31 protein-coding genes are annotated in these 26,940 nt (G+C 67.4%); 15 read left to right on the top strand and 16 right to left on the bottom strand.

All coding sequences use genetic code 11. The features are described from left to right. Positions 1 to 92: 92 nt before the first annotated feature. Genes ACWIQA_RS04995 through rsmI form a run of 3 tightly spaced genes read right to left on the bottom strand, consistent with a single transcriptional unit; the run spans position 93 to position 2,171 of the window. On the bottom strand, positions 93 to 911 hold the full coding sequence (locus tag ACWIQA_RS04995; protein WP_448581969.1) for a SirB1 family protein: 819 nt from the start codon (positions 909 to 911) through the stop codon (positions 93 to 95). Further along, positions 908 to 1,294: a YraN family protein gene (locus ACWIQA_RS05000; protein WP_448581970.1), complete on the bottom strand. Its 387-nt coding sequence runs from the start codon at positions 1,292 to 1,294 to the stop codon at positions 908 to 910. Before ACWIQA_RS05000 ends, ACWIQA_RS04995 begins: the two co-directional genes overlap by 4 nt. Further along, positions 1,287 to 2,171 (bottom strand): 16S rRNA (cytidine(1402)-2'-O)-methyltransferase, encoded by an 885-nt coding sequence (rsmI, locus tag ACWIQA_RS05005; RefSeq protein WP_448581971.1) that lies wholly within the window; start codon positions 2,169 to 2,171, stop codon positions 1,287 to 1,289. Before rsmI ends, ACWIQA_RS05000 begins: the two co-directional genes overlap by 8 nt. Positions 2,172 to 2,182: 11 nt before the next feature. Between rsmI and ACWIQA_RS05010 the strand changes: the two genes are divergently transcribed. Then, entirely contained in the window at positions 2,183 to 3,436 is a 1,254-nt protein-coding gene (locus tag ACWIQA_RS05010) for a penicillin-binding protein activator (RefSeq protein WP_448581972.1), read from the top strand. Here the strand turns inward: ACWIQA_RS05010 and tilS are convergent. The 3 genes from tilS to ACWIQA_RS05025 all read right to left on the bottom strand — a co-directional run bounded on the left by tilS (position 3,433) and on the right by ACWIQA_RS05025 (position 6,179). Next, positions 3,433 to 4,401 (bottom strand): tRNA lysidine(34) synthetase TilS, encoded by a 969-nt coding sequence (gene tilS / locus ACWIQA_RS05015; protein ID WP_448581973.1) that lies wholly within the window; start codon positions 4,399 to 4,401, stop codon positions 3,433 to 3,435. The genes ACWIQA_RS05010 and tilS overlap by 4 nt on opposite strands. Continuing rightward, positions 4,389 to 5,285, bottom strand: a complete 897-nt coding sequence (gene ybgF, locus ACWIQA_RS05020) for a tol-pal system protein YbgF (RefSeq protein WP_448581974.1) — start codon at positions 5,283 to 5,285, stop codon at positions 4,389 to 4,391. The genes tilS and ybgF overlap by 13 nt, the downstream gene beginning before the upstream one ends. A 66-nt stretch (positions 5,286 to 5,351) precedes the next feature. Further along, positions 5,352 to 6,179 (bottom strand): helix-turn-helix domain-containing protein, encoded by an 828-nt coding sequence (locus tag ACWIQA_RS05025; RefSeq protein WP_448581975.1) that lies wholly within the window; start codon positions 6,177 to 6,179, stop codon positions 5,352 to 5,354. A 324-nt stretch (positions 6,180 to 6,503) separates the two neighbouring features. Here ACWIQA_RS05025 and typA point away from each other — a divergent pair, with 324 nt between their 5' ends. Then, entirely contained in the window at positions 6,504 to 8,324 is a 1,821-nt protein-coding gene (typA, locus tag ACWIQA_RS05030) for a translational GTPase TypA (RefSeq protein ID WP_448581976.1), read from the top strand. A gap of 10 nt (positions 8,325 to 8,334) precedes the next feature. Continuing rightward, entirely contained in the window at positions 8,335 to 8,787 is a 453-nt protein-coding gene (locus tag ACWIQA_RS05035) for a nucleoside deaminase (RefSeq protein WP_448581977.1), read from the top strand. On the opposite strand, the gene ACWIQA_RS05040 is transcribed toward ACWIQA_RS05035, so the two are convergent. Beyond that, positions 8,784 to 10,217 carry a hypothetical protein gene (locus ACWIQA_RS05040; protein WP_448581978.1) on the bottom strand — a complete coding sequence of 478 codons (1,434 nt, stop codon included), beginning with the start codon at positions 10,215 to 10,217 and terminating at the stop codon, positions 8,784 to 8,786. The two genes, ACWIQA_RS05035 and ACWIQA_RS05040, sit on opposite strands and share 4 nt — an antisense overlap. A gap of 336 nt (positions 10,218 to 10,553) precedes the next feature. On the opposite strand from ACWIQA_RS05040, the gene ACWIQA_RS05045 reads away from it, so the two are divergent. Together ACWIQA_RS05045 and aroB are read left to right on the top strand one after the other, a co-directional pair. Next, positions 10,554 to 11,108 (top strand): shikimate kinase, encoded by a 555-nt coding sequence (locus ACWIQA_RS05045; protein WP_448581979.1) that lies wholly within the window; start codon positions 10,554 to 10,556, stop codon positions 11,106 to 11,108. Further along, a complete protein-coding gene (gene aroB, locus ACWIQA_RS05050; RefSeq protein ID WP_448581980.1) occupies positions 11,105 to 12,214 on the top strand; it encodes a 3-dehydroquinate synthase in 1,110 nt (369 codons plus the stop codon). Before ACWIQA_RS05045 ends, aroB begins: the two co-directional genes overlap by 4 nt. A gap of 55 nt (positions 12,215 to 12,269) precedes the next feature. On the opposite strand, the gene ribH is transcribed toward aroB, so the two are convergent. Genes ribH through dnaN form a run of 6 tightly spaced genes read right to left on the bottom strand, consistent with a single transcriptional unit; the run spans position 12,270 to position 17,100 of the window. Continuing rightward, the gene (gene ribH / locus ACWIQA_RS05055; RefSeq protein ID WP_448581981.1) at positions 12,270 to 12,683 is read right to left on the bottom strand and encodes a 6,7-dimethyl-8-ribityllumazine synthase; all 414 of its coding nucleotides are present in this window, start codon (positions 12,681 to 12,683) and stop codon (positions 12,270 to 12,272) included. Positions 12,684 to 12,694: 11 nt separating this feature from the next. Beyond that, positions 12,695 to 13,966 (bottom strand): 3,4-dihydroxy-2-butanone-4-phosphate synthase, encoded by a 1,272-nt coding sequence (gene ribB / locus ACWIQA_RS05060; protein ID WP_448581982.1) that lies wholly within the window; start codon positions 13,964 to 13,966, stop codon positions 12,695 to 12,697. A gap of 43 nt (positions 13,967 to 14,009) precedes the next feature. Then, a complete protein-coding gene (locus ACWIQA_RS05065) occupies positions 14,010 to 14,618 on the bottom strand; it encodes a riboflavin synthase (protein WP_448581983.1) in 609 nt (202 codons plus the stop codon). 9 nt (positions 14,619 to 14,627) lie between these two features. Continuing rightward, complete coding sequence (gene ribD, locus ACWIQA_RS05070; protein WP_448581984.1) at positions 14,628 to 15,581, bottom strand: bifunctional diaminohydroxyphosphoribosylaminopyrimidine deaminase/5-amino-6-(5-phosphoribosylamino)uracil reductase RibD; 954 nt, start codon at positions 15,579 to 15,581, stop codon at positions 14,628 to 14,630. A gap of 14 nt (positions 15,582 to 15,595) precedes the next feature. After that, positions 15,596 to 15,988: a hypothetical protein gene (locus tag ACWIQA_RS05075; protein ID WP_448581985.1), complete on the bottom strand. Its 393-nt coding sequence runs from the start codon at positions 15,986 to 15,988 to the stop codon at positions 15,596 to 15,598. Further along, positions 15,988 to 17,100, bottom strand: coding sequence for a DNA polymerase III subunit beta (gene dnaN / locus ACWIQA_RS05080; RefSeq protein WP_448581986.1), 1,113 nt, complete (start codon positions 17,098 to 17,100; stop codon positions 15,988 to 15,990). Before dnaN ends, ACWIQA_RS05075 begins: the two co-directional genes overlap by 1 nt. A gap of 156 nt (positions 17,101 to 17,256) precedes the next feature. Here dnaN and ACWIQA_RS05085 point away from each other — a divergent pair, with 156 nt between their 5' ends. Both ACWIQA_RS05085 and ACWIQA_RS05090 read left to right on the top strand, forming a co-directional pair. Further along, a complete protein-coding gene (locus ACWIQA_RS05085; protein ID WP_448581987.1) occupies positions 17,257 to 18,480 on the top strand; it encodes a putative DNA modification/repair radical SAM protein in 1,224 nt (407 codons plus the stop codon). A 5-nt stretch (positions 18,481 to 18,485) separates the two neighbouring features. Next, positions 18,486 to 19,895 (top strand): UdgX family uracil-DNA binding protein, encoded by a 1,410-nt coding sequence (locus tag ACWIQA_RS05090; RefSeq protein ID WP_448581988.1) that lies wholly within the window; start codon positions 18,486 to 18,488, stop codon positions 19,893 to 19,895. On the opposite strand, the gene ACWIQA_RS05095 is transcribed toward ACWIQA_RS05090, so the two are convergent. Further along, positions 19,877 to 20,575 (bottom strand): DJ-1/PfpI family protein, encoded by a 699-nt coding sequence (locus tag ACWIQA_RS05095; protein ID WP_448581989.1) that lies wholly within the window; start codon positions 20,573 to 20,575, stop codon positions 19,877 to 19,879. The genes ACWIQA_RS05090 and ACWIQA_RS05095 overlap by 19 nt on opposite strands. Here ACWIQA_RS05095 and ACWIQA_RS05100 point away from each other — a divergent pair. Then, positions 20,575 to 21,033 (top strand): MmcB family DNA repair protein, encoded by a 459-nt coding sequence (locus ACWIQA_RS05100; protein WP_448581990.1) that lies wholly within the window; start codon positions 20,575 to 20,577, stop codon positions 21,031 to 21,033. The two genes, ACWIQA_RS05095 and ACWIQA_RS05100, sit on opposite strands and share 1 nt — an antisense overlap. Before the next feature lie 77 nt (positions 21,034 to 21,110). Here the strand turns inward: ACWIQA_RS05100 and ACWIQA_RS05105 are convergent, their stop codons facing one another. Further along, on the bottom strand, positions 21,111 to 21,428 hold the full coding sequence (locus tag ACWIQA_RS05105) for a 2Fe-2S iron-sulfur cluster-binding protein (RefSeq protein ID WP_448581991.1): 318 nt from the start codon (positions 21,426 to 21,428) through the stop codon (positions 21,111 to 21,113). A 79-nt stretch (positions 21,429 to 21,507) separates the two neighbouring features. Here ACWIQA_RS05105 and ACWIQA_RS05110 point away from each other — a divergent pair, with 79 nt between their 5' ends. From ACWIQA_RS05110 to ACWIQA_RS05125, 4 genes are all read left to right on the top strand, one after another. Then, a complete protein-coding gene (locus ACWIQA_RS05110) occupies positions 21,508 to 22,122 on the top strand; it encodes a DNA-3-methyladenine glycosylase family protein (RefSeq protein WP_448581992.1) in 615 nt (204 codons plus the stop codon). A gap of 10 nt (positions 22,123 to 22,132) precedes the next feature. Beyond that, positions 22,133 to 22,930, top strand: coding sequence for a TrmH family RNA methyltransferase (locus ACWIQA_RS05115; RefSeq protein WP_448581993.1), 798 nt, complete (start codon positions 22,133 to 22,135; stop codon positions 22,928 to 22,930). Between the two features lie 31 nt (positions 22,931 to 22,961). Continuing rightward, positions 22,962 to 23,168 carry a hypothetical protein gene (locus ACWIQA_RS05120; protein ID WP_448581994.1) on the top strand — a complete coding sequence of 69 codons (207 nt, stop codon included), beginning with the start codon at positions 22,962 to 22,964 and terminating at the stop codon, positions 23,166 to 23,168. A gap of 63 nt (positions 23,169 to 23,231) precedes the next feature. Further along, a complete protein-coding gene (locus ACWIQA_RS05125) occupies positions 23,232 to 23,822 on the top strand; it encodes a TIGR02594 family protein (protein WP_448581995.1) in 591 nt (196 codons plus the stop codon). Between the two features lie 198 nt (positions 23,823 to 24,020). Here the strand turns inward: ACWIQA_RS05125 and ACWIQA_RS05130 are convergent, their stop codons facing one another. After that, complete coding sequence (locus ACWIQA_RS05130) at positions 24,021 to 24,719, bottom strand: glutathione S-transferase N-terminal domain-containing protein (protein WP_448581996.1); 699 nt, start codon at positions 24,717 to 24,719, stop codon at positions 24,021 to 24,023. 81 nt (positions 24,720 to 24,800) lie between these two features. Between ACWIQA_RS05130 and ACWIQA_RS05135 the strand changes: the two genes are divergently transcribed. The 3 genes from ACWIQA_RS05135 to ACWIQA_RS05145 are packed head-to-tail and all read left to right on the top strand — an operon-like array spanning position 24,801 to position 26,895. Next, positions 24,801 to 26,126 carry a cytochrome P450 gene (locus tag ACWIQA_RS05135; RefSeq protein WP_448581997.1) on the top strand — a complete coding sequence of 442 codons (1,326 nt, stop codon included), beginning with the start codon at positions 24,801 to 24,803 and terminating at the stop codon, positions 26,124 to 26,126. Further along, positions 26,117 to 26,545 (top strand): acyl-CoA thioesterase, encoded by a 429-nt coding sequence (locus ACWIQA_RS05140; protein WP_448581998.1) that lies wholly within the window; start codon positions 26,117 to 26,119, stop codon positions 26,543 to 26,545. Before ACWIQA_RS05135 ends, ACWIQA_RS05140 begins: the two co-directional genes overlap by 10 nt. Then, on the top strand, positions 26,545 to 26,895 hold the full coding sequence (locus ACWIQA_RS05145; RefSeq protein ID WP_448581999.1) for a putative quinol monooxygenase: 351 nt from the start codon (positions 26,545 to 26,547) through the stop codon (positions 26,893 to 26,895). The genes ACWIQA_RS05140 and ACWIQA_RS05145 overlap by 1 nt, the downstream gene beginning before the upstream one ends. Positions 26,896 to 26,940 lie beyond the last annotated feature (45 nt).

A 26,940-nucleotide genomic window follows, 5' to 3' on the forward strand; every position in this document is an offset into this window, starting at 1 on the left:
GGTGCCCCCTGCCTAGGGTGCCTCCTGCCCAGGGTGCCCCCTGCCTAGGGTGCCTGCTGCCCAGGGTGCTTCCTGCCTAGCGTGCCTCCTGCCTAGCGTGCGAGCGCGTCTTCGGCTGCGCGGATCCGCTTCAAGACGGCGGGGTCACGCGTGGTCTCGCGCATGCTCGAAAGGGACCGGCGTGCGGCTGCCTTGTCGCCGGCGAGCTGTTCCAGGCGCGCGCGCTCCCACCACAAGTCGGCCGAGGCTGGCGCGATGAGAGTGAGCCTTTCCGCCAGAGTCCGGGCGCGCGCGAGGTCTCCGGCCTTACGCGCTCGGACTGCCTGGTTGGAGACCAGCCTTACCAGCGTGTCGCGGTTCGACAGCGGCTCGAGGTGCCGCAACTCGGGCCGCGCCTGGCGCCCGAGGGCGCGGGCGATGAGCATTTCAACGCCGGCAGCCCCGAGTGTTCGCCCGCCGGCGAAGGGGTCAAGGAGGACGGAATCGGCGGTTCCGCCAAGGCGGACAATGACATGGCCGGGAAGGGCGACTGGTGTCGCTGTCCAACCCAACCGGCGGGCAAGCCCGACATAGAGGATGGCAAGGGTGACCGGCAGGCCCCGCCGGCGCTTCAAGAGCGCCAGGAAATCCGCATTCTCGGGTGCGTCATAGGTCAGAGTGTCGCCTGAGAAACCTTCGTCTTGGGCAAGCAGGGTCACAAGTGCTTCGGCGCGGGCGGCCGTTCCGCTCGCCCCTTCGGCGAGGGTTGAGAGCCGATGCGCAAGCCCGGCAAGAAGCGCCCGAGCCCGGCCGAGGTCAGGCCGCGGCCGATCCGCTGCTGCCAGCACCAGGGCCGAATCATCAAGGGCGATGTCCGCCTCATCAAGAAGGCCAATGGCAGCAAGCGAATCCGGAATGGGCAGGCTGGTCATGAGCGGATGCCCTCAATATGGCGCGGCCAGGCCCAGGGCGCCAGTGCAATGAGGTCGATCCGGACATTTGCTGCGACCGGCCGCGGCCATTGGCTCCAGCCGAACTCGACTGCGAGCTGGCCGGCCAGCTGCTCGAGCCGGCGGAGCGCCTCGGGCCGGAGTGCGCGCACGGCCTCATCGAGCGTGGACCGGTATTTCACTTCAACGACGACGAGGGTGTCGCCCCGGCTTGCCAGAAGGTCGATTTCAATCGGCGGCCGGCGGATCCGCCGGCCCCGTATCCGGTAACCCTTCAGCTGCAGATAGAGCGCTGCCACGGCCTCTGCCCAGCGGCCGCGCGTCTCGGCTGCGACTCGGTCTGCCAAGGCCCGCCGTTCAGCCACGGCGGTCTGGTGCCGCGGCGGCCAGCACCAGCGCCCTTTCATAGAGTGGCCCGCGGGCGCAGCCGAAGGCGGCTGCCACGCTTGCAGCTGCTCGCCCTGGCGCCATGGTTGCAAGCGCGCGCAGGAGGGCGGCATCGACTTCGGCCTCGCGCGCAACCTCGGTCTCGCCGGGGCCGACCAGCACCACGATCTCGCCGCGCGGGGGCGCAGCTTGATAGCGCGCCGCAAGCTCCAAGAGCCGGCCGGTTGCCACCTCCTCATGGCGCTTGGTGAGCTCGCGGGCAATTGCTGCCGGCCGGTTGCCGAGGATTCGCGCAAGAGCCTCGAGCGTTGCGGCAAGACGCAGCGCCGACTCGTGGAAGACGAGCGTGCCAGGCACGGCGACCAGCCGCCCGATTGCGGCATCGCGCGCAGTGGCGCGTGCAGGCAGGAAGCCAGCGAAGAAGAAGGGTTCGCTTGGCAGGCCAGCGATGCTGAGGGCAGCAATGGCAGCGCAGGGACCAGGCACGGCTGTCACCCGGACTCCGGCCGCGCGTGCCTGGCGAACAAGCTCTTGGCCTGGATCCGAAATGAGCGGCGTTCCGGCATCTGACACAAGCGCCACCGATTCGCTTGCCATGCGCTCGATGAGCGCAGGCCCACGCGCGCGTGCGACATGATCGTCAAAGCGCAGCATCGGCCGGGTGCTGCCGGCAGCGCGAAGCAGGGTTGCTGTCACGCGCGTGTCCTCGCAGGCGATGAGGTCAGCCCGGCGCAGCACGTCGGCAGCGCGAAGGGACAAGTCGCCGAGGTTGCCGATGGGCGAGGCGACGATATAGAGCCCCGGCGCAAGGGCAGGAGCGGGTTGGCACGGCGCGCTGGCAGCTTCGACAGGCACGGGAGGGGGTTATGGCGGCGATGGTGAGCAAGGCGCAAGCGACGAAACGTCTGGCCTTGCGCAAGGGGGAAATGCCTTGGGGTGCCCGCCTGTCCGCCCTTCTTGCCCTCGCGGTGGTGGCAGCCTGTGCCCCCCGCACGCCGCCCCCGGCTCCAGCTCCGCCGCCGCCCGTTGTTGAGGAGAAGCCGGAACCGCCTCCGCCTCCCCCTGAACGCCGTCACCAGGTTGCGATCCTCGTTCCCTTGACTGGCGCCAATGCGGCCGTCGGCCAGTCCCTTGCCAATGCCGCCAATCTTGCCCTCGCCGACACCGGCAGCAGGCTGGTCAGGATCACAAGCTACGACACGGCCGCCGCCGGCGGCGCCAGTGCTGCTGCCAACCGGGCCTTGGCGGAAGGCGCCAAGCTCATCTTGGGGCCGCTTTTTGCTGCCGATGTGCGCGCCGTCGCTGGTCTCGCTGCCGCCCGGTCCGTGCCGGTTTTGACCTTCTCGAACGATGGCGCACTTGCAGGCGGGAATGTGCATGTGCTGGGCTTCCAGACATCGCAGGCAGTCGAGCGGGTGGTCAGCCATGCCCGAGCGCGTGGCATCACCCGGTTTGCAGCTCTGGTTCCCAATGGCGCCTATGGCGAACGCGCGGCTGTCGCCTTCACGCGCGCTGTCCAGGCAGCAGGCGGCGATGTTGCAGCTGTTACCACCTTTGCCCGCGCGCGCGATCAGCTGCCAGCGGCGGCGCGCCGCGTGACCGCCTATGATGCGCGGGTGAAGGCGGGAACTCCGGGCAACCCGGCGCCCTTGCGCTTCGACGCGCTTCTCATTGCGGACTCGGGGATGATGGCAGGCGCGTTTGCGCCCGCGCTTGCCCAATATGGTGCCAGGCGGCCAGAGGTCACGCTGCTCGGCACCGAACTCTGGGCTGCCGAGCCTGGCCTTGCGCGAGTGCCGGCGCTGCACGGAGCCTTGTTTGCAGCCGTGCCAGACAGCCGCTTCCAAGCCCTCGCGCAGCGCTATCGCAACCGGTTTGGGACCAACCCGTCGCGCTTGTCCAGCCTTGCCTATGACGCGACCCTGCTCGCCATCGGCCTGGCCGGGCGGTGGGAGATGGGAACACCCTTCCCGCCCGCCTTGCTCCAGGATCCAAAGGGGTTTGCCGGAGTCGATGGCATCTTCCGCTTCCGTGGCAATGTCGTCGAGCGCGGCCTTGAAGTGCGGCGGATCACGGCAGGCGGGCCTGTTGCGGAGTCGGCTGCGCCCGCGAGCTTCTAAGCTGCTGGCCGCCGGCGCAGCGGCGCCGGGGCCAAGGCCCAGCGCCCATTGGCCAGCGGCCGTGCCTTGACGCTGCCAAGGGTCGCCGTCTTGCCGGCTTCGAGTGCTGTGAGCAGCCGGGCAAGTGCTGGCCCTGCCGGCCGGGGCGCTCCGAGCTCTGCCAGCCCCTGGGCCAGCAGCCGGCGCCGGAGCTCGGCAGGAAGCCCCTCGGGATCAAGAAAGAGCCGATCGCCTGTGCGTTCGGTTCGGGACTCTTTCGCCCGCGCTGCTGCCCAGGACAGCGCCTCCTCGGCTTCAGCGAGGTGATGCGCACTTGCCGCCAGCCGCGCCGGGTCAAGCCATTTCGTATCGGCCAGCAGAGCCCGGGCGCGGGTGCGATCAAAGCGGGGATCGCGGTTGGCAGGATCGTCGACGGGCGTGAGCCCGGCTGCGGCCGTCACATCAGCGAGCGCTGCCCTTGGCCAGGCGAGCAACGGCCGCAGCACCCGGACGCCTGCAATCGCCGTTGCGGCCCGCACGCCGGCAAGCCCGGCAATCCCGCTGCCCCGGGCCAGCCGGAGCAGCAGAGTCTCGGCCTGGTCGTCCTGGTGATGCGCGGTCAGCAGCGCGTCGAAGCCTTCGCCACGGCACCAGGCGGCCATCGCCTGATAGCGGGCATCGCGCGCGGCAGCCTGGAGGCTCGACCCGGCGATCGGACGGTCGGGCGCGAGAATGCAGTGCGGAACGCCGAGCCTTGCTGCGACCAGCGCCACGGACTCAGCTTCGGCCCGGCTTTCGGCCCGCAGACCATGATCGAAGGTCAAAGCGACAACCCGGCCCGGAAAAGCTGATGCCCCCAGCACGAGAAGGGCAAGGGAGTCGGCGCCACCGGAGACGGCAAGCGCAAGTCGCGCTGCATGGGCCGAAGCTGGCGCCAGGAGCGCGGCCGTGGTTGCAGCAAGATCCGCCGGGGTCAGGCCCCGCATTGCGCTTGCGCGCGCGCGCGCTGGCTTTCGGCTGCGAGCGCTCCGGTCACGCGCTCGGGATAGGCTGTGCGCAGCTGGTCGAGCGCCTGGCAGGCCGCCTTGGGCTGCTTCATGGCCGTGAGCGCTTTCCCCAGCCACAAGAGGCTCTCAGGCGCGCGTTGGCCCTTGGGCCAGCGCTGGTAGCCAGCCAGGAACAATTTCGCCGCTTCGGCGTGCCGGCCGAGCTCCATCAGGGAACGTCCGGCCCAATATTGCGCATTGGATGCGCGCGGATGCGACGGATTGGCCTTGGCAAAGGCTTCAAGCTCGGTTGCCGCTCGCGTGAAATCCTTCGCCGTATAAAGCCCGTAGGCAGCGAGATAGCGGGCTTCGGGGTCGGCTGGGGCCGATGCTGCCGGACTCTCCGGGCTGCGCTTGGCCGGCGCTGGGGCTGCGGGGGCAGGAGCAGCTGCAGGCGGGATTGCGCTCGGCTTCCTGCCCTCGAGCGCATCGAGCCGGAATTCGCTGTCTGCACGGGCGCGCTCGAACGCTGCCTCCAGTGTGCGCAGGCGGAACTGCAGCTCCTCGACTTGGCCGGTTAGCGTGCGTTGCTGGGCTTCGAGCCGGTCGACCCGTTGCAGGAGCTCAAACAGCTCTGGCGCGCTTTCGGCGGTTGGTGGCTCAGCGGCCGGTGCCGGAGGCGGCCCGGGTTCAGCTGCAAAGAAGCGCGGGTCGCCTCCTGGAAATACCTGGCGCTGGACAGCGCGCATCTGGCTCTCAAGCGTTGAAACCCGCTTCTCGACACTGCGGAACTGCTCGGCGGTTGCAACCGACACGCCTTGGCCACGCGCGTTGGTAGCAACGAGGCCCAAGGCCAGAAACGCGATCAAGATGGACGCGCGCATGAAGTCCTCCGGCTTGCTGCCGCCTTGGAAGGACGTCCTGCCTGACCTTACGCTGAATCGGAAGGGCTAGGGCGCAGGTGGCCCCTCTGCCAGGCCGCCGCGAGGCGCCGCCCGGGCGCGAAGATCGCTTGGCAGCAGCGACTGCGCCGCAAGCACGTCGCCATCGCCTCCAAGCGGCGGAAGCATCTCGTCTCCGATGAGGACCTGGAGCGCGCCAGCGCGCCCGGCCCGAAGAAGCCAGGGCCGGCCGGGCGGAATGTCGAGTGCCTGGCCCTTGACAAGCGTGCCTTCGAACAGGCGTTCGCCCCGGGGGCCCTCCTGCACGCGGATCCAGACATCGTCGCGCGCTACCAGCTTCACTGCCCCGTCGGTGTTGGCTGCACTGCTGCCGAATGCGTTGCCAGGCGCCGGTGCGGCAGTCGAGAGAGTCGGCGCGGCTGCCGGAGGGCGGGCAAGCGAAGGCCCCGCAGGAGGCTCTGGAAACGGGCGCTCGAACAGCCCGAGCGCCAAGAGAACACCAATGACCGAAAGCACGCCCGCTGTTGTTGCCACCACCAGCCGCCGCCCGGGCAGGCGGCGAGGCGCAATGGGCTCGACGGCCAGGATGGAGGGCGCTGGCTCTTCGCGGCGGCTCTCGCGCCGGAAACGCTCGGCGGCTTCATTGGGGTCGAGCCCGACAGTCCGGGCATAGGCCTTCACAAAGCCAAGCGCGTAGGTCATCGCTGGCAACCGGTCATGGGCGTCTGCCTCAAGGCTTGAAAGGATCCCCGGCCGCACCTTGATTCGATGTGCGAGATCGGCGAGCGTGAGCCCGGCCCGTTCGCGCGCCCGCCGCAGGTCAGCGCCAAGCGTTGTTGGCTCTGGCGTTGGAAACGGGTGAACATTGTCTGGCAACGAGTCTCCGCGACCAGAAACGGACGACACCGGCCGCGGGTCTTCCACCCGACCCGGGGCCGCAGACGCCTGCACCGGCTCTGCGCCTTCGGCATCGCGGGGCACCGCCTCCTCAGACCGCCTTTCCCCAGGCGACGTCACGGACCCCTCCTCGTTTGCCGACCCAAGCTGTCAAACTAGACGAACTTGGTGAAAGGTCAATGAAAGGCCAATGGCTGCGACCACTCGTTGCCAACCCAGCAATAACCCTTGCTGAAACCAGGTGGGAAAGCTAGGGCAGCAGCAGGCGGCCCTGCTGCGCTGCGCCGACCCGGAAAGTCTTCTATGCCGCTCCGCAATGTGGCGATTATCGCCCATGTCGACCACGGGAAGACAACGCTTGTCGACCAGATGTTGAAGGCATCTGGCACGTTTCGCGTCAACCAGCGGGTAGTCGAGCGCGCCATGGATTCGAACGATCTCGAGCGCGAGCGGGGAATCACCATTCTTGCCAAGTGCACGAGTGTCTGTTGGCATGGCACGCGAATCAACATTGTCGACACGCCCGGCCATGCCGATTTCGGCGGCGAGGTCGAGCGGATCCTCTCCATGGTCGATGGCGTCCTCCTCCTTGTCGATGCCGCCGAGGGGCCGATGCCGCAGACCAAGTTCGTCCTTTCCAAAGCGCTGGCGCTTGGTCTTCGCCCGATTGTCGTCCTCAACAAGATCGATCGCGCCGATGCTCGCGCCCATGCCGTGCTCGACGCCGTGTTCGACCTCTTCGTCACCCTTGGCGCCAGTGATGCGCAGCTGGATTTCCCTGTGCTCTATGCCTCTGGCCGCGCCGGCTATGCCGGGACAGACCCGGCAATCCGCTCCGGCACGCTCGAGCCCCTGTTCGAGTGCATCCTCGCCCATGTGCCAGCGCCGGCGGCGGACCCGGACAAACCCTTCCGCCTGCTCGTCTCGCTCCTTGATCGCGACGCCTTCGTCGGCCGTATGCTGACGGGACGGATCGCCAGCGGTCGGCTCAAGCTCAACATGCCCATCCGCGCCCTTGATCCTTCGGGCCACCTCATCGAGGAGGGCAGGGCGACCAAGATATTCGCCTTCCGCGGGCTCGAGCGGGTGCCAGTCGATGCTGCCGAGGCCGGCGACATTGTCTCGATTGCCGGGATGCAGGCGGCAACCGTTGCCCATACCCTTGCCGACCCGGCAGCTGCTGCCCCGCTTGCGGCCCAGCCGATCGACCCGCCGACCCTTGTGATCCGCTTCTCGGTCAATGACAGTCCGTTTGCTGGCCGCGAGGGCAGCAAGGTGACGAGCCGGATGATCCGCGACCGGCTCTTCCTCGAGGCCGAAGGCAATGTCGCGATCCGCGTGACCGAGAGCGACAGCAAGGACAGCTTCGAGGTTGCCGGGCGTGGCGAGCTCCAGCTTGGGATCTTGATCGAGACCATGCGCCGGGAGGGCTTTGAACTCACCATCGGCCGGCCCCAAGTCATCCAGCTGACGGACGATCTCGGCCACCGGCTCGAGCCGCACGAGACCATCATTGTGGATGTCGACGAGGCCTGGCAGGGGATCGTGGTCGAGAAGATGGCGCTCCGCAAGGCAGACCTCGTGGACATGGCGCCTTCCGGTGGCGGCAAGCTCCGGCTCAGCTTCTTCGGCCCGACTCGTGGCCTTATCGGCTATCATTCGGAGTTCCTGTCCGACACCCGCGGCACGGGCGTGATGAACCGCCAGTTCGCCCGCTATGCGCCGTGGCGGGGGCCGATTTCCGGCCGTCCCAACGGTGTCCTTGTCTCGACGGAGACGGGGGCGGCGGTCGGCTATGCGCTGGGCAGCCTCGAGGAGCGGGGCGTGCTCATGATTGCGCCGGGCGAGCCCGTCTACCAGGGCATGATCATTGGCGAGAATGCACGCAGCGAGGATCTTGAAGTCAATCCGCTGCGGTCGAAGCAGCTCACCAACTTCCGCGCCGCAGGCAAGGACGATGCCCTGCGCCTCACCCCGCCGCGGCGGCTGACGCTTGAACAGGCGATCGCCTTCATTGCGGAGGACGAGTGTGTGGAAGTCACGCCGAAGTCGATCCGGGTGAGAAAGCGTATCCTCGACCCGCACGAGCGCAAGCGTCAGGCCCGCGCCGCGCGTGCTGGCTGAGAAGCACCGGATGACGGGCTTTCGCTCGGCGATGCCGGCAGCCCTTGCTGCTGCGCGCATGGCCGCAGCAATGGGCGAAGTTCCCGTCGGTGCCGTCATCACCGATTCTGCTGGGACCATCGTCGCCACGGCCCACAACCGCACGCGCACCGACTGCGACCCGACTGCGCATGCCGAGCTCCTCGCCATTCGCGCTGCCGCCGCCGTGCTCGGCTGCGCGCGGCTTACGGGCTGCACGCTCTGGGTCACGCTCGAGCCTTGCGCCATGTGTGCTGGCGCCATTGCCCATGCCCGCCTTGCGCGCCTCGTCTATGCTGCGCCCGACCCCAAGGGCGGCGGCGTTGCCAATGGCGCCCGGGTGTTCGCGCACGCCACTTGCCATCACCGACCAGAAGTGGTGGCAGGCGTCGGCGAGGACGAAGCTGCCGAGCTTCTGCGCGCCTTCTTTGCCGCGCGGCGCTAGCCGCCGCGCATGGCCGCCTCGGCCACCATCAGGGCGGCTTCATCGGCATGGCCTGCTGCCACCAGCGCTGCGACGATGCGCCGGAAATGATCGGGTGCAAGGTCGGCAAAACTGCCCTGCATGCCGGTTGCCACCAGCACCAGTGCCTCGCCGCGCCGATTGCCAGAAAGTGCTGCATCCATTGCTTTCGTCCAGCTGTCAGAAAGGCGCGCAGTCGCGCCCTCCGGGCTCCGGCCCAGCCCTTCGAGACCGGCCTGGACCAGGGCCGCGCGCGCAGCGCTCGTAGCATTGGCGAAATCGTCGAGGTCGAAGGGAATTTCCGCATCAATTGGTGCAAGCAACCCAGCAACGCGCGCGCGCACGTCGCCGCCGGCTTCCTCGGCAACGGGCCACCAGGCCTTGGCATTGCCAACGAATCCTGCCGCCAGCATGGCTTCAATGAGCGCCGGTGCGTCGCCTGCGAGCTCTTGGGCGGGCATCACGCGCGCTGCCGCCAGGCCTGCCACGACGCGCCAGCCATGGCGTTCGGCCGAGCCTTCTGCGCCGCGCTGCAACAAGGCGCGGATGGCCGCCAAGCGCTGTGCGCCCGAGGCTGCTCCGACTGCCAGCCGCAGCTGCTCCCCCGGGCGCGCAGTTGCTTCTCCAGCCGGTGCCAGGGCCGCATCGAGGGCAAGGATGCGGCCTGCCTCGGCAGCGCTCAGCGCACCAAGCGCTGCGGCTTCTGGTGCCAGGGCCGCGCGGACGTCGAGGGTGACGCGTGGCAGACGCACCAACCAGGCGCGCATGGCAGGTGCAGCAGTGGCCACAAGTTCCGGCGGGATGGCAGTGCCAGTCGCGGCTGCCAGGCCGATCCGCCAAGGGGAAAGCTGCGTTACTTCGCGCCAGACCGGGTTGCCGGCTGAGCGGGTGGCGGCGAGCGTTGACGCGACGCGCTCGGCAAGCTGGATATCGAGCGGTTCGGCGATCCGCTTCCGCCTGGCCTGGTCGAACAGCTGGTTGGCGCCAAACGGATCGCCAGCGAGTGCCGAGCACCAGCCGTCTGCCAGGACGAAGGCCGGATTGTCGTCAGAGGCGGCGCGCCCGTCGGCTACCAGCGGGCACAGACCGACCGGGTCGCCTGCAGCAAGCGCCGTGTGCGCTGCAGAGGCCAGAAGACGCGGCGAATAGTCGGCTCGGCGAACCCGCATCAGCATCCGGTGCGCATCGGCTGCGCTGCCAAGGGCCACCAGTGCGCGTGCGCGTGCTGCCAGCCAGTCACCGGGGTGGATGCCGGGCGGTGGGTCGGCTTCGGTGAGGAGCGCCCGCTGCACGACGATCTGGCCCCAGCGGCTGGCGAGCGGCCCATCCAGCCGGTTGAGGAGCCCGGCGAGGAAACGGCCGTCCGAGCCTGCAAAGAGGTCAGGCGCAAGGCCAATGGTGGCGCTTGTCACCAGCCCTGCAGATGCAGCCGGCCGAACCGGACCTGGAAGCTCGGGTGCAGCCGTTGCTGGCGCACTTGCGGCCTCGGGAGCGGTGGGAGGCGGGGTGGCAGCAGGTGCAGACGCTGCTGGACGCCGCGCCGCCGGCGTTGCCGCCCCGGAAGGCGGGGGCGGCATGGCAGGCCGGGCTGGGACGTCATCGAAGGATTCGGGCAGAAGCGATGTTGGTGCATCTGCCGCCGGCGGTGGCTCTGGCGCGACCTCCTGGGCGGACGCCACAGCTGGCATGGCGAGGAGCAGCAGCAACCAGTTTGCCATCGCGCGCACGCCCGCCCTATAGCGGCCAGGATGGCGACGGGAAGAGCCGCAGCAGTCCCTGGCCTTGCAACGCGCCCCATCATGCTCGTCGGCCTCATGGGTTCGGGGAAGACCTCGATTGGCCGGCGGCTCGCTGCCGCGCTCCATCTCCCGTTTGTCGACACCGATGCCGAGATCGAGACGGCAGCGCGGATGTCCATCTCCGAGATATTCCGGCGCTTTGGTGAAGCCTATTTTCGGGATGGCGAGCGCCGGGTGATCGCCCGCCTTCTCGACGGTCGCCGCTGCGTCATCGCAACCGGCGGCGGGGCCTTTGTCGATCCGGACACCCGCCGCCTGGCGCTCGAGCGTGCCTTGGTCATCTGGCTTGATGCTGACCTCGATACGCTCGTTGCTCGCGTTGCGCGCCGCAACCACCGCCCGCTGCTCGAGGGGCGTGACCCGCGCAGCGTCCTTGGCGAACTCGCTGCCCTGCGGGCGCCGGCCTATTCGCAAGCGCATCTGCGCATCCCAACCGGCTCCGGCCCCCACGAGGAAACGGTCGCTGCCATCCTCGCTGCCCTCCCGCGGCAGGAGCTCGCATGATCGAAGTTCCCGTCACGCTTGCCGGTGAGACCTATGTCGTCAGCATCGGCGATGGCTTGCTCGCCGAGGCCGGTGCGCGCGTCCGTGCGCTGCGGCCGGCAATCACGCGCTTGCCAGTGATCACCGACACCAATGTTGCGTGCCTTCACTTGCCCCCCCTTGTCGAAAGTCTGGCCGCTGCCGGGATTGCAGCGCAGCCGATCGTTGTGCCAGCCGGCGAGGAAGCCAAGTCCTTTGCCGAGCTTGCCCGGCTTGTCGATGCGCTGATTGCAAGCGGGGTTGCCCGCAGCGGGCTCATCCTTGCGCTCGGCGGCGGGGTGGTGGGCGACCTTGCTGGCTTTGCTGCTGCGATCACGAAGCGCGGCATCCCCTTCGTCCAGGTGCCGACCACGCTTCTTGCGATGGTCGATTCGTCGGTCGGCGGGAAGACGGGCATCAACACGACGGCCGGCAAGAACCTCGTCGGCGCCTTCCACCAGCCGGCTGCCGTCTGGGCCGACACAGCGCTGCTTTCCACCCTGCCGCACCGCGAACGCCTGGCTGGCTATGCCGAAGTGGTGAAATATGGCCTCCTGGGCGATGCTGGCTTCTTCGCCTGGCTTGAAGCCCATGGAGCAGCCGCGCTTGCAGGAGACAGCGCTGCCCTTGCCCACGCCATTGCAACAAGCGTCCGCGCCAAGGCTGCGATCGTCGTCCGCGACCCGGAAGAACGGCTGGACATCCGCGCGCTCCTCAACCTCGGCCATACCTTTGGCCATGCCCTCGAGGCGGAATGCGGCTATTCCGACCGGCTGCGCCATGGCGAGGCAGTCGCAATCGGCATGGCCCAGGCGTTTCGCTTCTCGGTCGCAGAAGGCCTCTGCCCGCCAGCGGATGCAGCACGAGTTGAAGCCCATCTTGCGGCCGTCGGCCTGCCAGTTGCTCTGCCGCTCCCGCCCGACCGGCTGCTCGGCCACATGCGCCATGACAAGAAGAAGACCGAGACTGGGCTCACTTTCATCCTGGTGCGCGGAATCGGCAAGGCTTTTGTTGCCCACGATGTCCCGCGCGAACGCGTGCAGGCCTTTCTCGAGGCGGAAGCGCGGGCCCGAGCCACATCCTGCTGAAGAAAACCGCCCAAGCGGGATGTGCAAGTTTCCACGCCGGCTGCCAGGCCTAGTATCAGCCAGCGATCCCGAAGCCCTCACGCAATTGCAAAAGCGCAAGCGCTGCAGCGACGGCTTCCTTGGCTTTTGCAATCCGCGCCAGCGCCTGGGCTTCATTGTCGACTGTCAGGATGCCGTTGCCAATGGCCAGACCATCGAGCGCGAGCGCCATCAGGCCGCGCGCGCTTTCTTGGGCGACCACTTCGAAATGATAGGTCTCGCCGCGGATGACACACCCCAGCGCGACAAAGGCGTCGAACCGCCCTGTCCCGGCGGCAAGCGCGATTGCAGGCGGAATCTCGAGCGCGCCGGGAACTTCGACCAGCTCGTGTGAATGGCCGGCGGCTGCGATTGCCTGGCGCGCAGCTTCGAGCTGGGCGGCATGGATATGGGCGTAGAAGCCCGCCGCCACGATCAGCACATGCGCCATCTCCTCCCCCTTCAGTCGATCCGCCGTTCGGCCACCACCTCGAGTCCATAGCCGGCAAGACCGACGAAACTCCGGTGCGCGTTCGACAAGAGCTCGATATCTGTCACACCGAGATCGACCAGGATCTGCGCGCCAATCCCATAGTCGCGCTGCTCCAGCGGCTCGCGCACGCCCGCTTCGCGCGCGGCGATCAGGCGCGAGAGCCGGTCGGGGCGGTTGTCGCGGATGATGACGACGATTCCTGCACCTTCTTCGCCGATGATCTCCATCGACCGCTGCAGCACGCCAGTCCTCGGGCTGTCTTCGCCAAGAATATCGGCAAAGGGCGAGAGGACATGCATGCGGACCAAAGTCGGCCGGCTTGGGTCCACCCGGCCTTTCTGCAAGACCAGATGCTCGGCATATTCCGCCTTGTTGATGTAGGTCTTGACCGTCCACTCCCCGCCATAGCGAGAGATGAGCCGTGTCTCGGCGACACAGGCCACCAGATTGTCGTGGCGGCGGCGGTAGGCGATAAGGTCGCGGATGGTCCCGATCTTCAAGCCATGGGCCCGGGCGAAGGGCACCAGATCATCAAGCCGCGCCATGGTGCCATCATCCTTCATGATCTCGCAGATGACGCCCGAGGGATTGAGGCCGGCGAGGCGGGCGATGTCGACCGACGCCTCGGTATGGCCGGCCCGCACCAGCACGCCACCATCGCGTGCGACAAGCGGGAAGACATGGCCGGGTGTGACCAGCGCGTCTGGCCCTTGCGCGGCATCGATGGCAACTGCAATGGTCCGCGCCCGGTCGGCGGCCGAAATGCCAGTCGAAACCCCCTCCTTTGCTTCGATCGAGACCGTGAAGGCTGTCTCGTGCCGGCTGCCATTGGCGCGTGCCATCATGGGGAGCCCAAGCTGCTCAACGCGCGCCCGAGTGAGTGCAAGGCAGATGAGCCCGCGGCCATGGCGGGCCATGAAATTGATGGCATCCGGCGTTGCCATCTGCGCGGGAATGACAAGGTCCCCCTCATTCTCGCGATCCTCATCGTCGACAAGGATGAACATGCGGCCATTGCGCGCTTCGTCGATGATGGCCTCGATGCCCGCCAGCGGCGAGCCCGCCGCCTGGTCAAGAAAGGCTTCCAGCTTGGCAAGCGTCTCTGCAGTCGGGTTCCAGTCCGGGCGGTCGAGCGCGCGTAGGCTGTTGGGATGAAGCCCGGCGGCCCGCGCAACTGCGGCCCGGCTCATGCCACTGCGGAGCACATGATCACGAATGCGGGTGAGAATCGCAGTCGCCATGCCCTCGGTTCTCACATTTTAGTGTGAGAAGCAAGTGTGACTATCACACTTTCGTGTCGAGCATGCGTTTCAGATAGCGCGCGAGAATGTCGATCTCGAGGTTCACGCGATCCCCGACTGCAGCTGCGCCCAAGGTCGTCCAAGAGGCTGTGTGAGGGATGATGTTGAGGTCGAAATGGCAGCTATCGGCGCTGTCGCGGACGGCGTTGACGGTAAGCGAGACTCCATCAACAGCGATTGCGCCCTTCTCGGCAATGGCGCCTGCAAGCGCGCGGGGGGCTGCCACTGTGAGGGCGAGGCTGCTGTTGTGCTGCTTGCAGGCGACGAGTGTGCCGATGCCGTCGACATGTCCGGTGACGATATGGCCGCCGAGCTCGTCTCCGACCTTGAGCGCGCGCTCAAGATTGAGCCGCCGCCCGGCTGCCCACATGCCAGGGACAGTTCGCGCAACCGTCTCGGCCGACACATCAACCCGGAACCAGTTCTGGTCTTTTGCTGTGACGGTCAGGCACACGCCCGAGCAGGCGATCGACGCACCGAGGGCGACATCCGCAAGGTCGAGGGTGCAGGCGATGGTGACGGCAAGGTCAGCGCCTGGTCTTGCCTCCACCTCGGCGACGGTCCCGATGTCGGTGATGATGCCTGTGAACATGGCGTGTGCCTAGCGGGTGCGGACCAGGATTTCGAGCAGGTCTCGACCAAGCAACCGCGTGTGTACACGCCGCCAGCGGCCATGGGCGGCCGCAAGGTCGGTTGCAGCAAAGCCGGCAAGACCTAGTCCCTCGCCAAGGAGGATGGGCGCGCGCAGGAGCACGAGCCGGTCGACAAGGTCGGCGGCAAGAAGGCTCCCGGCGAGCGTCCCGCCCCCTTCGACCAGCAGCCGCAGCCATTGCCGCGTGCGGGCCAGCGCCAGCAAGCCTTCGATGTCCGTCACGGTCTCCCATCCCTCTGGCGCAGCCCCGTGTCCCACCACGACGCGTGCTGGCTGGTGGCCTCGCCAGCCTGGAAGCCGCACGTCGAGCCGGGGCGAGTCTGCAGCGAAGGTGCCCCGCCCCACCACCACGGCGTCGGCCCGCGCCCGCTCAAGGTGGCCGAAGGCGCGCGCCGTCTCGCCGGTGATCCACTGGCTCTGCCCGTCTGCGAGCGCGATCCGGCCATCGAGCGAAAGGCCGAGCTTCAGCGTGAGTTCCGGAAGGGCGCGGGTGGCGCGCTGGATGAAGCCGGCAAGCTCAGCTTCGGCTGCGGCGCGCATGACGCCCTCGACCACGGCAATTCCCGCTGCCCGCAGCCGTGCGATGCCGCGGCCGGCAGTGCGTGGGTCTGGGTCGGGCATGGCAACGACGGCTTCGGCAATCCGAGCTTCAACCAAGAGCTGGGCACAGGCCGGACCACGGGGCGAGACATGGGCGCAGGGCTCGAGGGTCACATAGGCCGTGGCTCCCGCCGCTTGGGCGCCGGCGGCCGCAAGCGCTTGCGCTTCCGCATGCGGCCTGCCGCCAGGGCCAGTCCAGCCGCGCCCGACGACCCGGCCCTCGCGCACCAGGATGCAGCCGACATTGGGATTGGGGCTGCTGCTGCCGGCCGCACGCCGGGCGAGCGTCAGTGCTGCGGCCATGTGCCGCCAATCCGTCACTCGGCGGGCGCGTCCGGACCTTTGCCCGCATCCGGCTGGGCTGGCTTTGCAAGATCGGGCTGGCCCGACCAGTTCTCGACATAGATGATGGTTGGCCCCGGCGTCATCAGACCGACTCGCGCTAGGGCCAGGAAGCCGGCCACCAGCACGGCGCCCATGAGGGTTGCAAAGCCAAGTGCTGGCACTTGCCCGCGCAGCAGCCGGCGAAGCCGATTCGCCAAGGGCTCCGGGTCGCGCCCGCGGTTCCAGCTGAAGCCCGGGGTTCGGTCAAGCTCGACATTTGCGAACCGCTCGACCCGCCGCCGCCGCTCGGCCTCGCGCTCAGCGCGGCGATCGCGGAACGGGAGCGGCAACGGCTCCAGCTTCTTTGGCCGCAAGCTCCGGAACATCAGACCCGCATCGGCATGAGGACGTAGAGTGCGCTTGCGCCTTCGCCCTCGCGGATGAGGGTGGGGGCAGCTGCGTCGGCCAGATGCACTTCCACCTGGTCGCCTTCCACTTGCGCCAGGATGTCGAGGAGATAGCGGCTGTTGAAGCCGACATCGAAGCCGGGTGCGCCATAGTCGGCAGGTAGATCCTCGGATGCCGTGCCGTTCTCAGGGCTTGTGACCGAAAGCGTCACGCGGTCATGGTCGAGGCTCAGCTTCACTGCCCGGGTCTTGTCGGAAGCGATGGCCGTCACGCGGTCCACCCCTTCGGCGAGCGTGTGCGGGTCAATCCGAAGCAAGCGGTCATTCGCAGTCGGGATGACGCGGCTGTAATCGGGGAAACTCCCCTCGATGAGCTTGGAAGTCAGAACGGCAGCCCCGATCGAGAAGCGGATCTTGGTCGCCGCGAGCGCGATGCTGACGCTGTCGTCGCGCTCGTCGAGAAGCTTGCGGACTTCGGCGATGCATTTGCGCGGCACGATGACGTCGGGCATGTCGGCAGCACCTTCAGGGAGCGGCAGCTCGAAGCGGGCCAGGCGATGGCCATCGGTTGCCACCGCGCGCAGCACCCGCGGGTTTTGCCCGGCCGGCGCATGGAGGAAGATACCGTTCAAGTAATAGCGGGTTTCCTCAGTCGAAATGGCAAAGCGTGTCCGGTCAATGAGTGCCCGCAGAGTCTCGGCTGGAAGTGCGAAGCTGACCGGCAAGTCGGTCTCGCCAATGACGGGGAAATCCTCGCGCGGCAGCGTCTGCAGCTGGAAGCGCGCCCGGCCAGCCGTCACGGTTACCCGTCGGTCGCTCTGGGCGAGCGCGACCTGGGCGCCATCAGGCAATTTTCGGACAATGTCGAACAGGGTATGGGCGGAGACCGTCGTAGCGCCTGGCAACTCGACTGCGGCTTCGACGGTTTCGACAATCTGCATGTCAAGGTCGGTCGCCATCAGCCGCAGGCCGTCGGCGTCTGCTGTCAGCAGCACGTTCGAGAGGATGGGGATGGTGTTGCGACGTTCGACGACCGACTGGACATGACCGAGGGCCTTCAAGAGGATTGCGCGCTCGACAACCAGTTTCATGCCTGTCTCCCCGGGAACCGGACATCCGCCGGTCATGTTCATGTGCCACTACAGCGCTGTCGCGCCCTCGCAAAGGGGCAAGCGCCTTTGGCTGTAAGCGCGGCATTGCATCGCCCCCGGCTTGCCCAAGCCTGGCTCGGAACATAGAAAGAACAGATGCCTCAGCTCTCGCTCCGCCAGAAGCTCGAGATCCTCGCGGACGCCGCCAAATATGATGCCTCCTGTGCCTCTTCCGGCACCAGCCGCCGCCATTCGCTCGGCGGCAGGGGCATGGGCTCTACCGAAGGCATGGGGATCTGCCACAGCTACACGCCCGACGGCCGCTGCATCTCGCTCTTGAAGATCCTCCTCACCAATTTCTGCCAGCTCGACTGCGCCTTCTGCATCAACCGCCGGTCAAGCCGCGTCCGGCGGGCGCGCTTCACGGTTGAGGAAGTGGTGCAGCTCACCCTCGGCTTCTATGCCCGCAACTATATCGAAGGCCTGTTCCTCTCCTCGGGCATTATCCGCTCGCCCGACTATACCATGGAGCAGCTGGTGCGGGTGGCAAAAACGCTGCGCAAAGAGCATGACTTCCGCGGCTACATCCACCTGAAAACCATTCCTGATGCTGCGCCCGAGCTTGTCCGCGAGGCCGGGCTGTGGGCTGACCGGCTCTCGATCAACATCGAGCTTGCCAAGCCAGAGTCGCTTGCCGCGCTCGCGCCAGAGAAAGATGCGGCGCGGATCGAGGGCAGCATGGCCGAGCTCGGCGCGGCTATCGCGGAAGCGCGTGACGCTGGCCGCCGCTTTCGCCACGCCCCGCGCTTTGCCCCTGCCGGCCAGTCCACCCAGATGATCGTGGGGGCGGATGCTGCCGATGATCTTGTCATCCTCGACAGGGCGGCCGGCCTCTACCGCCGTCACGCCATGCGCCGTGTCTATTACTCGGCCTACAGCCCGATCCCGGATCCAAGCCCGGCGCTGCCGCCGGCTGCGCCGCCGCTGGTGCGCGAGCACCGGCTCTATCAGGCCGACTGGATGCTTCGCTTCTACGGCTTTACGCTCGCGGATCTGCGGGCCACGGCGCCTGAAGGCTATCTCCCCCTCGATCGCGACCCCAAGCTTGCCTGGGCGCTTGCGAACCGCGACTTCTTTCCCGTTGACGTCAATCGCGCTCCGCGCGAGATGCTGCTGCGCGTTCCCGGTATTGGACCCAAGGTTGTCGGCCGCATCCTTGCAAGCCGCCGCACTCGACGCCTGCGCTGGGCCGATCTTGCCCGCCTTGTTGCTTCGCCAGCCAAGGTGAGGCCCTTCGTTGCAACGCCCGACTGGCGGCCGACCCGCCTGCTCGATGGAGTCGAGCCGGTTCCGCCGCGCCAGCTTTCCTTGTTTGGCTGAAGCGGATGCGGCGTGCAGTCCTCGCCCATGCGGCGGATCTTGAAGGCTTTCGCCAGGCACTGCGCGCCCTTGTTGCAGAAGGAGTTTCGCCCTGCGAAGTGCTGTGGGAGGTGGCCGGAGCTGAGGGCCTGGCCCTTGCCGAGCCCGTCCAAGCGTCGGCTGCTGCGCCACTTGCGGTTCCGCGCCGCTACGCCGAGCTTGCCGAAAAGGTCGTCTGCCATTCGGACCCAGCACGCTTTGCCCTGCTCCACGAAGCCCTGCTGCGGTTGCGCCAAGTGCGCACGCTTCTCGATGACCGCGCCGACCCCTTGACCGACCGACTGCTGGCGCTGGAGAAGGCAGTTGGCCGCGATTTGCACAAGATGCGGGCCTTTGTCCGCTTCCGCGAGCTGCATGATGAAGCGGGTCCGCATTTCGTGGCCTGGTTCGAGCCGGAGCATCATATTCTTCGCGCCAACTGCGGCTTTTTCATCCGTCGCTTTGCCAACCAGCGCTGGACCATCTTGACACCGGAAGCTTCAGCCCACTGGGACGGTGCTGCGCTCCACATCCTCCCCGGCGCTGCGAAGGTGGAGGCTCCGGCTGGGGATCCGCTGGAAGCCATGTGGAGCAGCTATTATCGCGCGATCTTCAACCCGGCGCGCCTGAAACCCGCCGCCATGGCGAGCGAGATGCCAAGGAAATACTGGCACAACCTCCCCGAGGCTGCTGCCATTCCCGAACTTGTTGCCACCGCCGCCGCACGCACCGCCGCCATGCGCGACGCATCAGACGGGTCCGCGTTCGGCGGCAAAGCCGCAGCGGCCGGCCGTGCAGGCGCTTCGGCGAGGCCGACGCTTGCTGCACTCGCGCAAGCCGCCTCGGCCTGCACCCGCTGCCCGCTCCACGGCCCGGCCACACAGACGGTCTTTGGGGAAGGCCCAGCCGATGCCCGCCTGATGCTGGTTGGCGAACAGCCCGGAGACCAGGAAGATCTGCAAGGCCGCCCCTTCGTCGGCCCTGCCGGCCAGCTGCTTGACGAGTGCCTCGCGGAAGCCGGGATCGATCGCCATCGCACCTATGTGACGAATGCCGTCAAGCACTTCCGCTTCGAGCAGCGCGGCCGCAGGCGAATCCACCAGTCCCCCGAGGCTTCCCACATCGAGGCCTGCCGCTGGTGGCTGGACCAAGAGCTGGCCCTCGTCCGCCCGGCGCTCGTCGTAATGCTCGGGGCCTCGGCCGGTCGTGCGCTTCTCGGCCGCCCGGTCACTGTCGGGCGCGAGCGGGGCCGCCCGCTGCTGCTCCCCGGCGGCAGCACCGGCTTCCTCACTGTCCACCCGAGCTATCTGCTCCGTATCGCGAACCCGGACGCCGCTGCTGCCGAGCGCGCTCGCTTTGTCGCCGACCTTTCGGCGGCTTATGCGCTTGCTGCATGAAGGGGCTGGGACCCGATCGCTGCTGCAGCCGAGTCAATCGCGGCCATGCGGGCAGCAAGGCGCGGTGCAATGGCTGTCTCATAGAGCGCCCGTACTTCTGGCCGCGCCGTGGCTGGCGTTCCGCCGCCGATCGGCTGTGGGTCATATTCCAGGGCGAGCTGGATCGCTTCTGCCACATCCGCCCCGAAGAGTTCGCAAACGAGCCGGAAGGCGAAGTCGATGCCCGAGGTCACTCCGCCTGCAGTCATGAACTTGCCATCGATGACACAGCGCTCGCTCACGAAGATGGCGCCGAACTTCGCAAGCTGTGCGCCCCAGGCCCAATGGCATGTGGCGCGAACGCCCTGGAGGAGCCCGGCTGCTGCGAGCACCAGCGAGCCTGTGCACACGCTCGTGACCCAGGTTGCACCAGCCGCCTGGCGGCGGAGCCACGCCAGCACATGCGGGTCGTTCATCATGTCGGTGCAGCCATAGCCGCCGGGCACGCACAGGATGTCGGCCTGCGGGGCATCGGCGAGCGTGACTGTCGGCAGGAGGGCGAGGCTGCAGTCTGACATCACCGGCTCGATCTGCTTCCAGGCGAAATCGACCCTGGCGCCTGGCATCCGCGCCAGAACCTGCGCCGGCCCGGTCATGTCGAGCTGGGTCAGATCAGGATAGAGAAGGAAGAGGATTTGCATTGGCGGGTTCCCTGACCGGCGAGGTGACGCGCGGCCTGTGCCGCCTGCTGTGGCTACACGGATTTGCCTGCGTTTGCGAGGTCAAGCTCGGCAATGGCCGCCGCGCCGACGTGATCGGCGTGAACGCCCGCGGGGAGATCTGGCTCGCGGAAGTGAAGGTCTCCCGCTCCGACCTTCTGGGGGACCGGAAATGGCACGACTATCGCGAATTCTGTGACGCCTTCCTCTGGGCGGTCCCCGAGGCGCTGGCGCCGCTTCTCGAAGCGCCCACCTTTGCACCTGCCGAGGCCGGGCTCATCGTCGCCGACAGCCACGCCGCCGCGCTCGTTCGCCCACCGGTCGCGCGGCCGCTCGCCGCCGCCCGCCGCCGAAGCGTGACGCTTGCGCTTGCCCGCACCGCGGCCGAACGGGTCCACCGCCTCGCCGATCCCGGCTTCGCGGCGTTCGCTGCCCGGTGACGGGTGCTGGCGGCGCCGTCCGCCCGCCGGACTAGCGGCGAGTCCGCCGGCAAAGCTTCGCTTTGCTGCGGCCGCCTTCAGTCTTCCGGCGCGATCGTGACCCGGAGGCCGTCGAGCTCGTTTGAGAACTTGATCTGGCACGAGAGCCTGGAGGTCGCGGTGCGATGGTCAGAGCTGTCGAGCAGGTCGGCCTCGTCGGCATGGGGCCCGCCCACTTTTTCTGCCCAGGCCTGGTCCACGTGGACATGGCAGGTGGCGCAGCTGCACGAGCCGCCGCACAGCGCGAGCAGCTCGTCAAAGCCGTTGTCGCGGATCACTTCCATGACGGACAGCCCGGCCTCGCCCGCGACGGCGCGCTCGTTCCCCTTGCGGTCAACGACAATCAGTGTGGGCATGGACACTCCCATTGGAAACGCTGGTCGCGCGGTCCATAGCGGCGCCGAGCAGCCACGCAAGCTGCCGAGGATGAAGAGGATGGGGCTCGACGCCGCACGACTGGAGGAAGGGGTGCGCGCACTCGCCCGCATGGAGCCGGCGTTTGCCGACGTGCTGGCGTGCCATGGCATGCCGCCGCCCCGGCTGCAGCCGCGCGGGCTTGGCACGCTGTTGCGCACAATCGTTGCCCAACATGTCTCAACGGCAGCGGCCACTGCCATCTGGCACCGCCTGGAAGCGCTTGGCAACCTCGATGACCCGGCAGTGATCGCACGGGCCAGCCCCGAGGCGCTGCGCGCGGCCGGCCTCTCCCGCCAGAAGATCATCTATGTTGAGAGCCTTGCTGCCCATGTCAGCGACGGCCGCCTGGCGCTCGACCGGCTGCCAGCGGACGATGAAGAAGCGATCGCCCGCATCTCGGCAGTCAGAGGCCTTGGCCGCTGGTCGGCCGAAATCTACCTGCTTTTTGCCGAGGGGCGCGCGGATGCCTTCCCGGCTGGGGATCTTGCGCTCCGCATTGCAGCTGGCCGGCTGTTCCACGCTGGCGAGCGCCCGTCCGAACGGCAGCTCAGGGCCCGCTCCGAGCCCTGGCGGCCGCACCGGGGCGCCGCCGCCCTCCTGCTCTGGCACGCCTACAGCGCCCCGCCCGTCTGATGCACACCCGATGAAGATCCCCGAGACCATCGCATCGGCCGCCAATGCGCGGGTGAAGCGGCTGCGGTCCTTGCGCGAGAAGAAATATCGCCGCGCCGAGGGCCTGTTCCTCGCCGAGGGCCTCCGGATCGGAATCGAGGCGCTCGATTCCGGCTGGGAACCGCAGGCGGTTGCCTTTGCTGCTGACCGCGCCGACCACCCGCTCGTCCGCCGCCTCGTCCGCGCCTGCCGTGGCGATGTGCTGCCAGTCACTCCCGCCGTGCTTGCAACACTTTCGGGCAAGGACAACCCGCAGGCCGTGGTCTCTGCCTTCGCGATTCCACAGCGCCGTCTTGCCGACCTGCCGCCGGGCCAGCGCCTCCTTGCCGCCGAGCGGCTGCGCGATCCTGGCAATCTCGGCACCCTGCTGCGCGCTTCGGACGGCGCCGGCGGCGCCGGCCTCATCCTTCTGGGCGACTGCACCGATCCCTATTCGGTCGAGGCGGTGCGCGCCTCGATGGGCGCCATCTTCACGGTGCCGGTGGTCCACGCCAGCGTCGAGGAGCTTCTGGCATGGAAAGCGGCGCATGGCGCAACCCTGACCGGCGCCGCGCTCCATCCGGCCGCATGGGACTATCGCGCCCTCGACTTTGGGAACCCGGCCCTCCTCCTCCTCGGCAACGAGGCGGAAGGCCTGCCCGCGCCCCTCGTCGAGGCCTGCGACCAGCTGGCGCAGATACCCATGCGCGGCCGGGCCGACAGCCTGAATGTCGCCATCGCCGGCGCCCTCCTCCTCTACGAGGCACTCAGGCGGCAGGAAAGCGGCTGACAGGGCCCGCGCAGCTGCCTATGGCCGCGGCATGTGGCGCTGGCTCCTCCCCCTTCTGCTCGTCGGCGCCGCGATCGCTGCAGCTTTCCTGCTTCGCCCGGCCGGCACCGTGGACGGCGTGCCAGGCCCCGCCGACGAAGCCCTGGGCCAATCCGGAATCCCGGAAACCGACGACAGCCCCTTTGTTGTGACCGAGGATGAAGGCGCCGGCACGGTCACGCGCAACCGGTCAGAATAGGGCCGGCTTGTCCCATTGGTCAATCTCGGTTAGTATCATGGGCGAACCAGAGGGGGAAAGTTCATGCCTGCCGTTCCGGCACCCTATGTATTCCTGTTGCAGGAACCGATCGCGCCGCTGATGGTGCGGGTCGCGCTCGATCTCCTCGGCACCACCGAAGTGCCGGGCGCAGGCAATAATCCGCGCATTCTCGCCTGGGCGGATGAAGTCGCCAGTGCAACCGGACGCCCCTATGACAACTGGGCGGCGGACTTCTACAATGCCGACAGCATCCCCTGGTGCGGCCTGTTCATGGCGGTCGTCGCGGTCCGCTCCGCCCAGGGCCGGCCCGAGCGGCTGCCGCCGAACAAATATCTCGCCGCCCTTGCCTGGTCGGACTGGGGAGTCTCCTGCGATCGCACCGATATCTGCGTCGGCGACGTGGTTGTGCTCACCCGCCAGGGCGGCGGCCATGTCACCCTTGCCGTCGGCGTCACCGCCGATGGCAATGAGTTCATGGGGCTCGGCGGCAACCAGCAGGACCGGGTCAACATCGCCCGCTTCCGGACCGACCGGATCTACGCTGTGCGCCGACCGCCCTATCGCGAGCGCCCGGCTGGCGCGCGGCGCGTGGTCTTGACGGCAAGGGGTCCCGTCTCGGAGGACGAGGCCTGATTCTCCTCCAGACCTTGGTGACGGGCTTCTGCCTTTTTGCCGTAGCCCGGTGGGAGCGCCAGCTCGAGGCAAGAAGAAGGGACGATTGAAGGTCGCGAAACGCATCCGGCCGGGCGTGACCATTTCGACCTTGCGACCACAAGGCTGCCCTGGCCGCAGCTCCCGGCCTGAAGCCCCCGGGCCGATGCGGCGAGGGCGTCAGCGCACCGTCGCGGCCGACTGGCGGTAGAGCATCGCCTTCTGCTCTTCTGTCATTTCGCCCACCTCGAACATCGGGTCCTTGGCTTTGGCATAGGCGCGTTCCGTCGCTGGGCGGGCCTTAATGGTGGCAATCCAGCGGGCAAGGTGCGGCATGTCAGGCCCGTTCTCGACTAGACGATGGCCGATCGCCGCCCAGGGGTAGGCCGCCATGTCGGCGATCGAATAGGAGTCGCCAGCGAGGAACGCGCGGGTCTCCAGCCGTTTGTCCATGACTTTGAGGAGCCGGAGGGACTCGTTTGTGTAGCGCTCGATGGCATAGGGGAGGGGCTCGGGTGCCGCGTTTCGGAAATGGCCGGCCTGGCCTAGCATCGGCCCCAGGCCCGCCATCTGCCAGAACAGCCATTGCAGAACTTCTGCCCGCGGCTGGCCGGACTCGGGCAGGAAGGCGCCATGCGTCTCGGCAAGCCACAGGAGGATTGCCCCGGATTCGAAGAGATGGGTTCCTGTCTCGCGGTCGACCAGCGCTGGAATGCGGTTGTTGGGCGCAATCGACAGGAACTCGGGCCGGAACTGGTCACCCACGCGGATGTTGACGGGGACAAGGCGATAGGGAAGCGCGAGCTCTTCCAGGAACAATGTGACCTTGTGGCCATTGGGTGTCGGCCAGTAGTGGAGATCATAGCGCGGGTTGGCCATCGGCAGGCTCCGGCAAAAGGGGGTGACGAAGCCTGAAGCCGGTGGCAGCGTGGCAGGCAAGCGGAATTTGGCGGAGGGCCCATGGCGACAGCGGCAGCAGATGTTCCCTTTCCCGGCTGGTCGACGGCGACGATCGATGACCGGATCGTCAATCCCCACCTCTATGCCGAGCCCGAGCAGCTGTTCGCTGACTATGCCGAGCTGCGTCGCCGCCCCGGCCTCTATTTCGCGCAGCCCAAGGGCTACCGGCCGTTCTGGGCCATCACTCGACACGCCGACATCACGGCCGTCTCCAAGGCCAATGACCGGTTCATCAACCGGGAGCGCACCTATCTTTCGCCCATCGAAGGGGAACAGTGGACGCTCCAGGTCTCGGGCGACACCCACTTGTTCCGCACCCTCGTCGACCTCGACGACCCCGAGCACCGCAAGCTCCGCCAGATCACCCACGCCTGGTTCCAGCCTGGGGCGGTGCGGCAGAATCTCGAAGGCAAGATTCGCGCCATTGCCCGCGAGCATGTCGAACGCATGCGCGCAAAAGGCAGCGAACTCGACTTCGTGAACGAGGTGGCGCTGTTCTATCCCTTGCGCGTCATCATGATGATCCTGGGCGTGCCGCCTGAGGATGAGCCGCTGATGCTCAAGCTGACGCAGGAGCTGTTCGGCGCCATCGATCCCGATGTGGTGGCGCGCTCGCGCAACATCACCGAGGCCGCCGGCCTGTGGGGTGGCTCTGGCAACGCCCAGGTCGATCTCTTCAAGATCGCCGCCATCTTCTTCGACTATTTCGGCAAGGTGCTGGCTGACCGGCGCGCGAACCCCAGGGACGATGTGGCAAGCGTGATTGCCAATGGTCTTATCGACGGCGCGCCCATTCCCGAGCGCGAAGCGCTTTCCTACTATGTGATCACCGCCACTGCCGGCCATGATACGACCAGTTCCTCGACTGCGGGCGGCTTTTGCGAGCTGGCGCGCAACCCGCAGGAACTGGCGAAGCTGAAGGCCGACCCCGGGCTCATCCCGCTGTTCGTCGAGGAGTCGATCCGCTGGACGACTCCGGTCAAGCACTTCATGCGGACCTGCACCACCGATACCGAGGTCGGTGGCAGCACCATCGGCAAGGGCGAGAGCCTCGCCATGTTCTACTGGTCGGGCAATCGCGACGAGACGGTCTTCGCCGACCCGATGGTCTTTCGTGCCGACCGCGATCCCAATCCGCACATCGCCTTCGGCCATGGAGTCCATATCTGTCTTGGCATGCACTTAGCGCGGCTCGAGATGCGGATCTTGTGGGAGGAGCTGCTGCCGAAGCTCGCATCGGTCGAGCTTGCCGGCGAACCGAAGCTTTCGATTGCCAATTTCGTGAGCGGCTTGAAGACATTGCCGGTGCGAGTCGCGTGGGCCTGAAGGCCGAGGCGTGGCGGCATGATCTGGCCGCCTACCCGTTCCGGACCACGCTCCAGACCCGCTATGGCGATATGGACGCGAATGCGCACCTCAATAATGTCGCGATTGCAAGGCTGTTCGAGGAAGCGCGCCTCAGGTTCCACATGGCTGCGAGAGCCGAGGCGAGCGCCATTGATCCCTCAGGCGTGCTCCTTGCCCATATCCGCATCGACTATCTGGCCGAAGGCAAGTACCCCGGCGAGGTCGAGGCGGGCGTTGGTGTCGAGGCGCTGGGAAACCGCAGCTATCGCCTGGCCCTGGCGCTGTTCCAGGCGGGGCGGGCAATCGCGCTTGCCCATTGTGTGATGGTGCACCGCGACGGCATGGAAGATGGGATGCGGGCGGCGCTTTCCACCCGGAGAATCGAGGGGAGCAGCTGATGGGGATCATCATCACGGGCGAGATCGACATGGCGCCGGGAACGCGCGAATTGGCGCTTGCTGGCGCGAAGGCGCTCATCGAGGAAGCGCTCGCCGAGCCTGGCTGCCGCCACTACAGCTGGGCCGCCGACCCCTATCTGCCCGACCGCATCCATGTGTTCGAGGAATGGGAGGACGCCGAAACGCTCGCCGCCCACTTTCATGCCCCCTCCTATTTCGGAATGCTCAAACATCTCTCCGGCATCGGGATCGCGCATGCGGTCACGCGGAAATACCGGTTCGACCGCACCGAGCCGGTCTATGGGCCCGATGGTGTTGCAACGGCGCGCTTCGGCGACGAGCTGCGCTGAGCAGTAGCGCCCCCGATCAGAAGCGGCGGGCCGAGCGATGCCTCT

The sequence above is a fragment of the Thermaurantiacus sp. genome, assembly GCF_053487655.1.